General features: G+C 69.5%; 12 protein-coding genes. 7 read left to right on the top strand and 5 right to left on the bottom strand.

All coding sequences use genetic code 11. From position 1 onward, the window contains the following. The first annotated feature begins 2 nt into the window (after positions 1 to 2). The 3 genes from GZ997_RS10455 to GZ997_RS10445 all read left to right on the top strand — a co-directional run bounded on the left by GZ997_RS10455 (position 3) and on the right by GZ997_RS10445 (position 2,852). A complete protein-coding gene (locus tag GZ997_RS10455; protein WP_203234201.1) occupies positions 3 to 1,001 on the top strand; it encodes an adenylate/guanylate cyclase domain-containing protein in 999 nt (332 codons plus the stop codon). 63 nt (positions 1,002 to 1,064) lie between these two features. Further along, entirely contained in the window at positions 1,065 to 1,733 is a 669-nt protein-coding gene (locus GZ997_RS10450; protein ID WP_162679845.1) for a response regulator transcription factor, read from the top strand. Between the two features lie 39 nt (positions 1,734 to 1,772). Next, on the top strand, positions 1,773 to 2,852 hold the full coding sequence (locus GZ997_RS10445; RefSeq protein ID WP_161924606.1) for a HAMP domain-containing sensor histidine kinase: 1,080 nt from the start codon (positions 1,773 to 1,775) through the stop codon (positions 2,850 to 2,852). A gap of 476 nt (positions 2,853 to 3,328) precedes the next feature. Here the strand turns inward: GZ997_RS10445 and GZ997_RS10440 are convergent, their stop codons facing one another. From GZ997_RS10440 to GZ997_RS10430, 3 genes are all read right to left on the bottom strand, one after another. Next, positions 3,329 to 4,015, bottom strand: a complete 687-nt coding sequence (locus GZ997_RS10440; RefSeq protein WP_162679902.1) for a VTT domain-containing protein — start codon at positions 4,013 to 4,015, stop codon at positions 3,329 to 3,331. A gap of 265 nt (positions 4,016 to 4,280) precedes the next feature. Then, positions 4,281 to 4,889, bottom strand: a complete 609-nt coding sequence (locus GZ997_RS10435; protein ID WP_162679844.1) for a GtrA family protein — start codon at positions 4,887 to 4,889, stop codon at positions 4,281 to 4,283. 13 nt (positions 4,890 to 4,902) lie between these two features. Further along, positions 4,903 to 5,976, bottom strand: coding sequence for a hypothetical protein (locus tag GZ997_RS10430; RefSeq protein WP_162679901.1), 1,074 nt, complete (start codon positions 5,974 to 5,976; stop codon positions 4,903 to 4,905). Positions 5,977 to 6,224: 248 nt separating this feature from the next. On the opposite strand from GZ997_RS10430, the gene GZ997_RS10425 reads away from it, so the two are divergent. From GZ997_RS10425 to galE, 3 genes are all read left to right on the top strand, one after another. Next, the gene (locus GZ997_RS10425; protein ID WP_162679843.1) at positions 6,225 to 7,478 is read left to right on the top strand and encodes an ATP-grasp domain-containing protein; all 1,254 of its coding nucleotides are present in this window, start codon (positions 6,225 to 6,227) and stop codon (positions 7,476 to 7,478) included. A gap of 120 nt (positions 7,479 to 7,598) precedes the next feature. Then, positions 7,599 to 8,132 (top strand): 5-(carboxyamino)imidazole ribonucleotide mutase, encoded by a 534-nt coding sequence (purE, locus tag GZ997_RS10420; protein WP_162679842.1) that lies wholly within the window; start codon positions 7,599 to 7,601, stop codon positions 8,130 to 8,132. Positions 8,133 to 8,237: 105 nt separating this feature from the next. Next, complete coding sequence (galE, locus tag GZ997_RS10415; protein ID WP_162679841.1) at positions 8,238 to 9,239, top strand: UDP-glucose 4-epimerase GalE; 1,002 nt, start codon at positions 8,238 to 8,240, stop codon at positions 9,237 to 9,239. Positions 9,240 to 9,340: 101 nt separating this feature from the next. Here the strand turns inward: galE and GZ997_RS10410 are convergent, their stop codons facing one another. Further along, positions 9,341 to 10,423, bottom strand: a complete 1,083-nt coding sequence (locus GZ997_RS10410) for an LCP family protein (protein WP_203234194.1) — start codon at positions 10,421 to 10,423, stop codon at positions 9,341 to 9,343. Positions 10,424 to 10,902: 479 nt separating this feature from the next. After that, positions 10,903 to 12,129, bottom strand: a complete 1,227-nt coding sequence (locus tag GZ997_RS10405) for an LCP family protein (RefSeq protein ID WP_238994410.1) — start codon at positions 12,127 to 12,129, stop codon at positions 10,903 to 10,905. Between the two features lie 204 nt (positions 12,130 to 12,333). On the opposite strand from GZ997_RS10405, the gene GZ997_RS10400 reads away from it, so the two are divergent. Further along, entirely contained in the window at positions 12,334 to 13,224 is an 891-nt protein-coding gene (locus GZ997_RS10400) for a glycosyltransferase family 2 protein (protein ID WP_343212324.1), read from the top strand. Positions 13,225 to 14,151 lie beyond the last annotated feature (927 nt).

Below are 14,151 nucleotides of genomic sequence, written 5' to 3'. Positions count from 1 at the left end.
TACTGGAGGGCGTGCCCACGCTCAGCCTGCGCGAGATTGCCGTGCACGCCGGCACTGGGCTGGATCTGGCGCGTCGTTTCTGGCGGGCCATGGGCTTCGCCGACGTCGATCCCGATGAGGTCCGCTTCACCGCGCAGGATGCGGTCGCCCTGCGCAATGTGGCCGACCTGATCGATGACAATGATGACGGTCTGCCCTCGGCCCACGCCCCTGGGGGCGGACTCGCCGCCAGCAGTGTCCTGGAGCTGCTGCGCGCCCAGTCCTTCACCATGGACCGGCTGGTGCTATGGCAGTTTGAGACGCTGGTGGCTGACATCTCCGAGCGCCTCCACCTGGATGACACCGCCGCCCGGCTGGTGGCCCTGGACCATATCGACGAGATGATCGACTCACTGTCCGCGCAGCTGACCTACGTCTGGCGCAGGCACCTGGCCTCCCTGCTGGATCGCACCGATTCGGAGGTGTCCCGCCGCGGTCGTGAGGACGCCGGCCCCGACTTCTACCCGCTCATCCGCTCGCTGGGATTCGTGGACATCGTCTCCTTCACCCAGCGCGCCCAGACCATGGGCCGGCTGGAGCTGGCCGAGATGCTTGACGACTTCGAGTCCACCGCGCGGGACGTCGTCACCTCTCGCGGCGCCCGCGTGGTCAAGACCATTGGCGACGCCGTGATGTACATCGCCGATGATCTGAGCACGGCGGCCGATGTTGTCACAGCGCTGGTTGAGCAGCTCCAGTCCGGCCCGGAGATGATGCGGGTGCGTGCCAGCCTGGTACAGGGGCGGGTCGTCTCCCGCTCCGGCGATGTCTTCGGGCCTCCGGTGAACCTGGCCTCCCGGCTGGTTGACACCGCTGAGCCCGGGGGCATCCGGATGGATGAGGCAACCGCCATGGAGCTGATCAACGGCCCGGACGCCCACCTGTACACGGTTCACCCGTGTCACGAAGTAGTCGCCAAGGGTCTGGGTAATGTCACCCCATGGGCGCTCGCCCGTGCCTGAGGCGCGACACTTCCTGCCAGCGGAGGATGACGCCTCCCGCCCTGGTCGCATACGATCCAGGGCATGACGAATGTGCTTCTCGTTGAGGACGACCCCGCCATCTCCGAGCCGCTCGCCCGCGCCTTCGGCCGTGAGGGTTACGAGGTCCACGCCCACGGCACGGGCAAGGGGGCCCTGGAGGATCTGGACGGGGCGGACATCATCGTCCTCGACCTCGGCCTGCCGGACATCGATGGCCTTGATGTGGCCCGGCAGGTGCGCGCCCAGGGGCTGACCATCCCGATCCTCATGCTCACCGCCCGCAGCGAGGACACCGACCTGGTAGTGGGACTTGACGCGGGGGCGGACGACTACGTGACCAAGCCCTTCCGCCTGGCCGAGCTGCTGGCCCGCGTGCGCGCACAGGTGCGGCGTGCCTCAGGTGAGGCGATCGAGGACGAGCTGGTGGCCGGCGATATTCGCGTCGACGTGGCCGGCCATCGGGCCTTCGCCCGTGGGGAGGAGCTTCAGCTGACCACCCGTGAGTTCGAATTGCTGCGTGTGCTGGTGCGCGGAGTGGGCCAGGTGCTGTCCACCGAGGACATCCTCAAGGAAGTGTGGGGTGAGGACCCCACCGGCTCCGAGCACACGCTGGCCATGCATATCACCTGGCTGCGCCGGAAACTCGGCGACGACGCCGACAACCCGGCGCTGCTGATCGCGGATGGTGGGGGCTACCGGCTGGCGATTTGAGCCCACGCCTGAGCCAGGCCACCGAAGAAGGCAGGTGCCATGCGACGCCGAGCAATGCAGATGACCATGGCGGCCGTGTCCGTCGCCGTCGTCCTGCTGGGAGTGCCCCTGGGCGGGGCGTGGATCGCCGTCGCCTCCCGGGCCTCCTCCGCCAGTGACGATCATCTACGCGTCATTTTCATAGTCGTTGTGACCACCGTGGCGCTGGCCGCGGTGGCGCTGGTTGCCGCCTATATCGTGGCCGCCAGGGGGTCGCGCCGCATCAGCGCGCCCCTGATCTACCTGGCTGCCGAGGCCGAGCAGCTCGGCTCCGGCCAGGTGCGGCCCCGGCTGCGCAGCAGCGGAATCGAGGAGATCGACCTGGTGCAGGCAGAGCTCGTGCGCAGTGCCGAGCGCGTTGCCGGGCGCATCGCGGCCGAGCGGCAGTTCGCCTCCGACGCCTCGCACCAGCTGCGTACGCCCCTGACCTCGCTGAGCCTGCGGCTGGAGGAGATTGAGCTGCTTTCCACTCAGGAGGAGGTGCGTGAGGAGGCCCGCGCCTGCATCGAGCAAGTCGATCGGCTCACCGGCGTGGTGGAGGACCTTCTGCGTATTTCGCGGCGTACCGGCGGCGGCACTACCGAGGCGCTGCACCTTTCTGATCTGTTCGAGCAGCAGCGCGAGGAGTGGGAGCCGGCCTTCCACGACGCCGGGCGCGAGGTCACTTTCTCCGACGCCGTCGGTATGCCGGTGCTGGCCACTCCCGGGTCTCTGGCCCAGGTGTTGGCCACGGTGATTGAGAATTCACTGCGCTATGGCGATGGCACGACCAGCGTGTCCGTGCGCAGCGCGAACGGCGGGCACGGTGTCTTCATTGATGTTGCGGATGAGGGCGAGGGAGTGGCCGAGGACATCGCCCCGAACGTCTTTGAGCGCAATGTCTCCGGGCACGGCTCCACCGGTGTGGGCCTGGCGCTGGCCAAGGACCTGGTGGAGGCCGACGGCGGGCGTATTGAGCTGTCCCAGCGCAAGCCCGCCGTCTTCTCGATACTGCTCAATGCGGTGCCCAAGTCACTGGACCCCAATAACGTGCTGCCGCGTGGGGCGCTGGTCAGCGTGGGGCGGCGCCGCCGGATCTGAGGGGCCTGCCGAGCCGTCCATGCCGACGTCAGGCCAAGCCAGTGATGTCGGGCTAAGGCAGTGCAGGGCAGGTGGGTCAAGCTGCCGGTGGGCCCACTCGGGGCTGCCCGAGAGGCGTCCTGCTACCGGCGTGCGTTCGCAGTCCGGTGCCGCCGGCGCCGCAGGCGGGCCAACGGTGCGTGGGCGTGGCCCACCCCTGCGCGGGTTGGCCGGCGCTTGCTGCAGGGAACTGGCCCGCGCCGTGGACCACTCGGAGCCGCCAGCAAGGTGACGGGGAACTGGCCTGCGCCGTCGCAGCACTCCCACGGCCCCAGTTGGACCGCCATGCTGAGGTTGGGCCCCAAATCTGCGGTTGGGCCGCCTTAAACGCGTTCTCAGACGGTCCATGCGCCGGAACGCGGTTCAAGTAGAGACGCCGCCCCCGGGCAGGCTCGCAGGATCCACGCCCGTCGCTACCCGGGGCCACTCGGCCGGGCCTACTTGGTGGCCTCGACGCTTACCGGCTCGGCAGCCTCGCGCTTGGCGGAGCCAAGCTTGTTCCGCAGGGCGGTAATGAGCATCGGCAGCACCGACACGAAGACGATCCCCAGGATCATGACGTCGATGTTCTTCTGGATCCAGGCGATCGATCCCAGCAGGTAGCCCAGCCAGGTGATGGCGAAGGCCCAGAAGGTGGCGCCGAGCACGTTGAAGCCGAGGAAGTGGGAGTAATGCATGCGGCCCACACCCGCCATCACCGGGGTGAAGGTACGCACGATTGGCACGAATTGCGCGAGGGTGATTGCCTTCCCGCCGTGCCGTGCGAAGAACGCAGACGTGCGCTCTACGTACTCCTGCTTGAACAGGCGCGAGTCCTCCCGGTTGAAGATGGCGGGCCCGGCCTTACGGCCTATGGCGTATCCGGTCTGGTTCCCGATGATTGCGGCCACCCATACCAGTGGCGCGGCCACCCAGATGGATACTCCAACGGCGCCGGTGGCCACGAACATCCCCAGGGTGAACAGCAGGGAGTCCCCGGGGAGGAAGAAGCCGACCAGCAGGCCGGTCTCCGCGAAGATGACCATCATGACGCCGACGATGGCCCAGGGGCCGAACCATTCGACGATCTTGGTGATGAGGTTGGCGGCGTCGAGCCATTCAGGTCCGAGAGCAGGGGCGGGCATAGCAGGCAGCGCAATCACGCGCTCAGCGTAGGAACAAACCCTGGGTGCCCGCCGAGACGGGCGCCGCATCTCGGCTGTGGAATCGGGCACGCGCGTGTGAGCCCAACGGCTTGCCGTGACAGCTTGCACGCTGTGCGCGGTGCTGCATGACCACGATGTGTGCCGCACGACGATGCGTGCCGCACGTCCGGCCCGGGGCATCGAGCGTGCCCGCGGGCTCTGGGCGGAGCCGGGAGTTGTGAGTGGCAGAGGCGGGATTGGCTGCTCAGTTGGGTGCGGCGTCGCCATCGCCGGTGAAGACGACGTAGTGGTAGAAGAAGAAGCGGAAAGCTGTTCCCAGGGCGAAGCCGACTACGTAGGCGGAGACGTTGTCCGCCAGGGGGCCGGTCAGCTCCAGGATGTGGTGGGTGAACAGCAGGCAGAACTGGGTGATCAGGATGCCGCCGGCGTTGGCGAAGGCGAACAGGGCCGCCTCCCGGGCCATGCTCTCGCGCGTGCGGCCGCGGTAGGTCCAGCTGCGGTTGGCCACCCAGGAGAAAGCCGTGGCCACTGCGGCTGAGACCAGGTTGGCCGTGTTCGGATGCCCGGCGAGCACCCCCGTGGGGCCGTGCTGGAGCAGGTTGAACATGCCGGAGTCGATGATGAATGCCAGCGCCCCAACCAGGCCGAACTGGGTCAGCTCCCGCAGCCACGCCAGTAGGCGGTCGATGACGCAGACCCGGGCGTGGGGGCTGGAGGCGCGAGTGACCTCTTCACCCGGTGCCGCCTGCGCGGGGGGCGGCGTGCCCGGCTCAGGCTGGTAGGACGTGAGTGCGCCGGGGGCCTCGGTGAAAACAGGCGGGTTGGCGGACCCCGTCTCAGATCTCGCTTTCATCACGACTACGATCTTACGGCACCCACACGACTGCGCTGTAACCATCCCACACCCAGCTGATCCAGAACACCTGGCCTATGACACCTGCGGCCAGCAGCGCCGCGCGCAGCCGTGGCGTAGCCCGGGCGGCCAGGGCCCACCCCGCCGGGGCGAGCGGTAGCAGCAGGCGAAACACTGACGTCGTCGGGTCGAAGAAGACCAGCAGGTACAGGCAGTAGCTCACGCACCACAGCCACGCCGGGGCGCCGAGCCGCCGCAGCGAGGGCGCCGACACGCCCAGGCAGCACAGCGCCACGACGCCGGCCAGTAGCGCCCATCCCAGGTGGTCACCCACCCACCACTGGCTGCGGGTGAGCCACTGCAGCGCGGGCGTCAGCGTGCCGCCGCGCCAAGAGGTCTCGGTGGCCGTGTAGGCATCGGGACGGCCGGTGACTATCCAGGCGTACAGCGGCCAGGCGGCGGTGGAGGCGGCCGCGGCTCCCGCCAGCGCCAGTAGGCGCAGCCGCCCACCCCTGCTGACGTTCTCAAGGCCGCGGTGAGCACGCACCGTCTCCCACAGCCACCACAGCCCCAGGGCGGCCGTCAGGGGAACGCCGAGTGGACGGGCGAGGGCCCCCGCGACCACCGCCGGCACCGCCGTGAGGAACCGGCCTCGCTCCGCCAGCATGAGCGCCAGTCCCACCGCGAGTAGGCCGAGCGACTCGGCGTAAGGCAGTTGCAGTACCACCGCGCACGGCGAGCACCAGACCAGCGCTACCGCCCACAGGGACGCCCGCTCGCCCACACGGGGACCGAGCCAGCGGTCCAGGACCAGTGCGGCCAGTGCCGACGCCGCGAGCGCGATCACCGTTGCACGCGCGTAGAAGGACCAGCCCGTGGCCGTCAGTGCGGAGGCCGCCAGGGGCAGCAGCGGCATGAAGGCCCATGCGTTCTGCTGCACCGTCCCGTCGCTACTGGTGGGTAGCTGAGCCGGATAACCCTCCCGGGCGATGCGGTCATACCAGCCGGAGTCCCAGAATGAGGCCTGCTGCATCCACGACGGCGCCTCAGGCGCCCACACCGTGGCCCCCGTATCCTGGGCGCCCATGCGCAGCAGCAGCAGGGAAAGCGCAGTGGACGCGGCCCACACCGCCAGCACCGCGGCCCAGCGGGGCAGGGCGGCGAGGGCGGGTCGGCTCGCACCCGTGGGCGCCTGATCCGTCCGCCGGTGTGGACGTGGGGGTGGACAACCGTCATGCGGGCCGGAGGCGGTGACCGCGCCGGCGTCGGGTGCGGAGGAGTCGGACACGGCGCCAGCGTACGGGGCCGAGCCGGGACCGCCACTAGGGTGGAGCCGTGAGCACCCCCGTTCTTGCCGTTATCGGAGGCGGCCAACTGGCCCGCATGATGCAGGAGGAGGCTTCCGCGCTGGGTATTCATCTGCGCACCCTCGTCGAGTCCGCGGACGGCTCTGCTGCGCAGGTGACGGTCGATTCCCCGGTTGGCCGTGCCGACGACGCCGACGCCGTACGTGCCCTGGTCGCGGGCGCGGATGCACTCACCTTTGAGCACGAGCACCAGGATCCTGCGCTGCTGTCCCACCTGCAGGCGGAGGGGGTGGCGGTGCGGCCGGCGCCCGAGGCGCTGCTCCTGGCCCGCGACAAGCTCGCCATGCGTCGTGCCGTCGATGCTGCTGGGCTGCCGCAGCCGGCCTGGGCGGAAGTGGCCGGGACTACCGAGCAGATGCGGGAGCAGGTGGCTGACTTCGCTGCCGCGCACGGCTGGCCAGTAGTGCTGAAGACGCCCCGCGGCGGCTATGACGGGCACGGGGTGCTCATGGTGCGATCCGCGGTTGAGCTGGACCAGGGTGAGGCTGCGGCATGGCTGGAGTCCACTGCCGATGCTCGCGCCGGGCGGGCGGCGGCCGGTACTGGCGGTGGTGGCAGCCTGGGCGGAGGCGCCGTGACCAGCCTGCTGGTGGAGGAGGCGGTTCCCTTCACCCGTGAACTAGCGGTTCTGCTGGCACGACGTCCCTCCGGCCAGGTCGCCGTCTGGCCGGTGATCGAATCAGTGCAGTCCGGCGGCATCTGCGTCGAGACGGTGGCCCCGGCCCCCGGGCTGGAGCCCGCTGCCGTCGGGCAGGCGGAGCACATCGGCCGCACCATTGCCGAGCGTGCGGATGTCACCGGGGTGCTCGCCGTTGAGCTGTTCGCCGTCGAGGGCCCGCAGGGCACCCGCCTGTACGTAAACGAGCTGGCCATGCGCCCCCACAATTCCGGCCACTGGACCCAGGAGGGCGCGGTGACCAGCCAGTTCGCCCAGCACATGCGCGCCGTCCTCGACCTGCCGCTGGGAGCGACGACGCCGACGGCCCCCACCACCGTGATGGTCAACTTCCTGGGCGGGGAGCAGCAGATGCCCGCCGATGCCCTCGCCCGTGCTCTGGCACGCGAGCCCGAGGCCCACCTGCACCTTTACGGCAAGCAGTGGCGTCCCGGCCGCAAGCTCGGACACGTCAATATGACCACCACGGCCACGGGCGCTGCGGAAATCGCCGCCGTGCGCGAGCGGGCCCGCGCCGTCGTCGCGATCCTGCGCGGAGAGGCCTGAGCCGAATCCTTGGGGCGGTCACGGGGCACGTCATAGGCTTGGCGAGTCCGTCCCGCACCGCGCCGCGGCCGGCGTGGCGGACGGTGCAGCAAGCGGCGGATTCAATGTAGGAGCAGCCCCATGACCCAGCAGCAGGACCAGCAACCAGTCGTCGGCATCGTCATGGGGTCGGACTCCGACTGGCCCACCATGCGGGCGGCCGCCGAGGCCCTCGACGCGCTGGAAATCCCCTACGAGGCCGACGTCGTATCCGCCCACCGCATGCCGGACGAGATGCTCGCCTACGGGCGCGACGCCGCCGGGCGGGGCCTGCGGGTCATCATCGCCGGGGCTGGGGGCGCCGCCCACCTGCCCGGAATGCTCGCGGCCGTCACCGAGCTGCCCGTGATCGGCGTGCCGGTGCCGCTGAAGTACCTGGACGGTATGGACTCGCTGCTGTCGATCGTCCAGATGCCCGCCGGTGTACCGGTCGCCACGGTATCCATTGGCGGCGCTCGCAACGCGGGCCTGCTAGCCGCACGCATCCTGGGCGCGGGGGAGGGGGCGGAGGCTGCCCGCCTACGCGCCGCCATGCGCGCATTCCAGGCCGAGCTCGCCGATACTGCGCACGCCAAGGGAGCAGCTTTGCGCCGCGAGGTCGCTGGGCGGGACTGAGGCCCGCCACCGCCTGGCGTCAGCCCGCTGGGCCGACGCCCCACGGCCCGGCGAGTTGGACCTTGGGCATATACGGAGCGATGCCGCCACCGGTAGCATCGCCCCATGAGCATCCTCGTTGCGGGTGGTGCCGGATATATCGGTGCCCATGTTGTTCGTCTGCTGCAAGAGCGTGGAGATGAGGTCGTCGTCGTTGATGACCTGTCCTACGGAACCCCCGGGCGCGTAGGAGACGCCGAGCTGGTCGAGCTCGACGTCGCCGCCGGCAACGCCATCGAGGCCCTGGCGGACCTGATGGACCGTAAGGACGTCAAGGCGGTCATCCACTTCGCCGCCCGCAAGCAGGTGGGCGAGTCCGTTGCCCGACCCGCCTGGTACTACCAGCAGAATGTGGGTGGCCTGGCCAACATGCTGCTGGCCATGGAGCAGGCCCGCGTAGAGCGGATGATCTTCTCCTCCTCCGCAGCGGTGTACGGCATGCCGCCCGTGGAGGTTGTGCCCGAGGACATCGATTGCCGTCCCATCAACCCCTACGGGGAGACGAAGCTCATTGGCGAGTGGATGATGGCCGACTGCGAGCGCGCCTGGGGGCTGCGCTGGGCGGGACTGCGCTACTTCAACGTAGCCGGCGCGGGCTGGGACGACCTGGGTGACATGGCCACCCTCAACCTCATCCCCATGGTGCTCGATCGTCTGGCCCGTGGCGAGTCCCCGAAGATCTTCGGCACCGACTACCCCACTGCGGACGGCACTTGCATCCGCGACTACATCCACGTGCGCGACCTGGCCAGCGCCCACATCGCGGCGCTGGACCACCTGGCCGGCGATGAGGAGATGCGCGAGCACGTGTTCAACGTCGGCACGGGGCAGGGGTCCTCGGTGCGCGAGGTGGTCTCCAAGGTGATTGACGCGGTCGTTGCCGTCACCGGCCGTGAAGTGCGGCCGGAGGAGCTGGACCGCCGTGCCGGCGACCCGCCGCAGCTGATTGGCGACGCCTCGCGTATCCGCGAGGTACTCGGCTGGGAGGCCGAGCACGACCTGGACGACATCGTCGCATCGTCCTTCTCCGCTTGGCAGGCCGACCCGGACCGGCCTCACTTCGGCTGAACACCGCACCGGTCCCCGGTGCACGCGGGCACCGCCGACGGGTATCCCCGGCCACGGCGGTGCCCGCCGCTTGCCGGGCAGCGACGCGCTGTCCGGACGGCTCAGGGCTGGTCGAAGTCAGCGGCAGTCAGCGTGCCTGCGCGGAGCTTGGCGAAGAAGTCCGGGGCAGTGGTGTCCTGTAGCAGCACGGCCGCGCCGATGCCGCCGGGCTCGTAGTCCACGCTGGCGATGGGCGGCGCGCCAGTCAGGCCGGCGTTCGAGGCGGAGCGGAAGGCCAGCAGCATCTTGCCAAGATCGAGTACCGAGGTGTCCTCGTCAACCGTCAGCGCCTTGGTGCCCGCGTTTACGAGGGCGTCCTGCCGGGTGAAGCTCAGCAGTGTGGTGGGTGAGACAGCGCGGGAGACGACGGCGGAGATGACCGCCCGCTGCCGCAGGGCGCGTCCGATATCGCCGGCCGGATCGGATTTCCGCATGCGGGAGTAGGCGAGCGCCTTGGCGCCGTCGACGTCCTGGCACTCGCCCTGGGCGGTGTCCCACACGAGCCCGGAGTCCGCGTCATCGACGTCGTAGTCCAGGCAGACGTTGATGCCGCCTACGGCGTCCACCAGGGAGGACACTCCGCCCATGCCGACCTCAACGTAGTGGTCAACAGTCAGCCCAGTCAGCTGCTCAACCGTTGCGACCAGGAGGGTGGGGCCGCCGTAGGCGTAGGCGGCGTTGATCTTGTTGCCTCCGTAACCGGGTATCTCCACGTAGGTGTCGCGCGGCAGGGAGGTCAGGGAGCTCTGCCCGCCGGGGGCTCGGTGCAGCAGCATGATCGAGTCGGAGCGGGCGCCGTCGGTGTTGTCCACTACGGCGCCGTCGGCCCGCGAGTCCGAGCCGACGATCAGCCAGGTCTCCCCGGGTGTGGCCTGCACGCCGGACAGAGCCTGGACGCGTGAGAGCTTGGAATTGACGTCGTGTATGAGCCAGGCTGCGCGGGCCCCGACTAGCGCCAGCAGGATGACCAGCGTGATGGCCAGCCATCGCAGGGGTCGGTGCCGTTTGCGCGCGGGGGGCCGCGGCGGAGCCGGCTGGGTGTGCTGGTTCAGGGTCGATGAGGGGGCGTACCGGGATGAGCGCGCCGGGGCAAGAGCCGGGGAGACGTTACGGCTGCGCGCGGAGGGCGCGGTGCCGGCGGGCATGACCCTGGTGGACGCGCGGCCGTCTGCAGCCGCGGGGGCCGACCGCAGTGGCACAGCGGAGGATCCGGAGCGCGCCCGGCTCCTTACGGGGACCCGCTTGGGAGTACTCGGGTTTGCTCCGGGGCGGGCTGTGGCCCCGTCGGCGTGGTGGTGTCCGCGAGGAGGGGAGGCTGGGTCGGCTTGGCCCGATGAGTCGGCCTTCTGGGGGCGTGGGCGGCGCGGTGCCGCGCCACTGCGTACGCCACTGCCGTCACCTGCGCTGCCCGTGGAGCGCGTGCCGCTGGGGGAGCCGGGACCGGTACGCTCTGAGCGGCGCGCAGGGGTTCTCTCGGTGCCGGGGCGACGCCGAGACCCGTCGTCTCCGGGGCTGAATGCCGGGGGGAGGTCGTCGTCTGTGCTGCTCACTGCTGCTTGGACTCCTATTCCTGCGGCTCGGTCGGCACGTCGTCGGCGGGTGTCAGTGGGTGTTCAGTGGGTGTTCAGTGGCACTGCGCGGCGGGGTCCTGCGTGGTCGCGGTAGCGGTTGGGGTACGTGCCTGCGTCGGGGCTGAGGAGTGCTCCGGCGCGGCGTCGGGCTGTGCCGCGCCATCACCGTCAGCCTGCGCCTGCTCGGTCGAGTCCGACGACGGCGCAGCGGTGGCATCCTGGGCGGCTGCTTCGCGCAGGGCGTTCGTGACGGGGGTGTCGGCCTTGATCGCCTTCCAGACGTAGTCGGCCTCATCCGTGGGCAGCGCGCGGTTCAGATCCCAGGGCGCCTCCTCGTTGGGCATGGTGATGATGGTCACCTGATCCATCCCGACGTTGCTGATGGACATGGCCAATCCGGCCAGCGTGCTCAGGGAGCCGATCCCGGGTGAGGTGGTCAGCGAGCCCAGGGCGGCGCGGGCGAAGCTGTACAGGGCGTCGGCGTCGGTGAAGTAGTTCTTCGACTTCGCGGTCCGCAGCATCGCCGATACCAGGTTCTGCTGCCGGGGGATGCGCTGGCGGTCCGAGCCATCGCCCACGCCGTGGCGCACGCGCGCGTACTGCAGCGCGGTGGCGCCGTCGAGATGCTGGCAGCCGCTCTTCATGACCAGCCCGGTGAACTCGGTGTCATTGATGTCCTCATCCACGTAGAGGGTGACCCCGCCCAGCGCGTCCACGGTGGTGGTCAGGCCGTTGAAGTCCACAACGAGGTACTCATCGATGTAGAGCCCCGTGAGGTCCTCGACCGTGGCCACGGTGCAGGCCACGCCGGCGGCGACGGCGGCGTCATCCGCGCTGGCGCCGGCGCCATTGGCGAAGGCCGCGTTGAACGAGGTGTAGGTCATGGCCTCGGTGGTGTCGCCGTCGGCGGTTTTGCAGGCGGGGATGTCCACCAGCAGGTCACGCGGGATTGAGACGATTTCGATGCGGGAGCGGTCCGCCGGCAGGTGGAGGATCATGGTGGTGTCCGAGCGCGCCACCGCAACTTCCTCACTGCCCTCGGAGCCGTCCACGTTATTGGCGCCCGCGCGGGAGTCGGTTCCCAGGATGAGGATGTTGACCGACCGCCCCTCATAGCTGTCCACTACCTGGCGGGCGCGGTCCTTGCCCAGGAAGTCATCGATGCCGAGCTTGTTCACCTGGGACTGGAGGTCATACCAGGCCAGGCCGACCCCGGAGACGATGAACAGTATGACGGCGAATCCGGCCAGCAGGAACCTGTGCGCAGCGCTCCGGCTCATGTCCTTGGCTGAGTGCCGCGCGTTGGGTTTGGCTTTGGCGTGGGATGACACGGCCATGATCATAAAGAACCCGTCTGTGAGGAGCTGCGATTCTCCGTCCTTAGCAAGGAGGAATCCTAGGTGACTGTAATGGCTCCACCCTACGGTACGCCCCGCGGCCCAGGCATGCAGCCATGGGGCCCCGGCGCGTGTAGTCTCCCAAGCGTGACTGACGTAGCGTCCCAACCGTCCCGCGAGTCCGCCCAGGCGCCGCTGGGAACGGTACGCGTGGTCACGGTGGCCTACAACCCCGGCCCGGAGCTTGAACGCTTCCTCGAGTCCCTGCGTGCCGCCACCGCACGGGTCCCCGCCGTCGTGATCGCTGACAACGGTACCGAGCATGAGCGGGTGGAGAGCACCGCCGAGCGCTACGGGGCGCGTGTGGTCGGTGACGGCACTAACCGCGGCTACGGGGGCGGGGCGAACCTGGCCGCGCGCGACCTGACTGAGGACTGGATCGTTGTTGCCAACCCGGACATCGTCTGGCGTCCAGGAAGCCTGGACACGCTGATCGAGGCCGCGCGCGCCGAGCCCCGCGCCGGCTGCCTGGGGCCGCGGCTGCTCAACCCGGACGGCAGCATCTACCCGTCCGGGCGCGCTCTGCCGACGCTGGTAGGTGGCGCAGGACACGCCGTCCTCGGGAGGGTGTGGCCGGGCAATCCCTTCTCCGCCAGGTACCACGGCACGAATGAGGACGCCACCCACGCCGTGGGCTGGCTGTCCGGCGCCTGCGTGCTGCTGCCCGCCGCCGCCTGGAAGCGCCTGGGCGGCTTCAATGAGGACTACTTCATGTTCTTTGAGGATGTGGATCTGGGTGCGCGCGTGGGACGTGCCGGCTGGCTGAACCTGCAGGTGCCCGACGCCGTAGTCGTCCACGCCCAGGGCGCCAGCTGGAAGAGTCGGCCCGAGCGCATGATCCGCGCGCATCACGACTCCGCGCGCCGTTACGTGAACGCCAGCCACCCGGCCGCCTGGCAGGCGCCTGTGCGCTGGCTGGTGTCTGCAGGGTTGCGGGCCCGCGAGGAGATCGCGGTGCGCTCTGCCCGTCGCGACTGAGACTGCGCTCTTGTGATCCGGGCGTGGGGTCGGCACGCCCGGCATGTACGGCCCGAACCTGGCGCGGATGCTTGGTGTCGCCGAGATCGCGTTCGGGAAGGTGAGTTGCCGCCGACGCCTCGGTCCGGCTGACGTTCTTGAGACTCAGCGTCGGCGGCGGAGGAGGCCCGCGAGGCGGTTTCGGGCGTGGCCGCAGATGAACAGGCCATGGGCGGTGACGACGAAGGCGCCGCCTAGGCCCCTCAGGGCTGTGCGGAGACTGACTTGCCGCGGCAGCTCCCCGCTTACCGGGTCCGCTCTGTCACAATATGCACCACTTTCCAGGTAGTGGCCGTGTTCCGGAGCTAACAAACCGCATGGTTCCGCGGACGCGGTCGGCGGAAGCTGCGGCAGCAAGTTCCAAAGTGGTGCAATCCATGTCATCAGCGCGCACGCTGGCACGTACTGACCGCCGCAGAAGGCCGACATGTAGACCTCCGCACGGCGGCTGAGTTCACGCCGGGCCGCCGCAGCCCAAGCCTTGAGCGCAAAGAGCCGCTGTTTCGGCTCTTCCGGTGCGCGCGCCGAGGATGAGGTTGGAGTGGTGTCCGGGGTACGGCTGGCTGGCCCGCGCCCGGCTGGGAACGGCCGCGCCTACCCGGACTTCTCCAGAAGCGCGCGCAGATGGTCCAAGTAGGCAAACGCTGTGCTCGGGCCGACGGGTCCGGCCGTGTTGGCGGCGTGGACGAATCGTTGGAGTCGTTGAGGCCGTGCGGTTCCCGGACCGGGGCGCCGGACCGAGGTGGCAGCTGTCGAAGGCTCCGGCCAGTGAGTCCAGCGATTTTGCTACCGCATCGCAGGCACCGGGGGAGGTGTCCAATGCGCACCCAGGTCACAGCATGCGAGTACCACACCCCAGGCGCCGCGGGAAGGTGCACGCCGGAGCGA

It is taken from the genome of Actinomyces sp. 565 (assembly GCF_010365615.1).
GTDB lineage: Bacteria > Actinomycetota > Actinomycetes > Actinomycetales > Actinomycetaceae > Actinomyces.
Note: the sequence above shows the minus strand (reverse complement) of the source record. Positions and strands in the feature narration are given on the sequence as shown.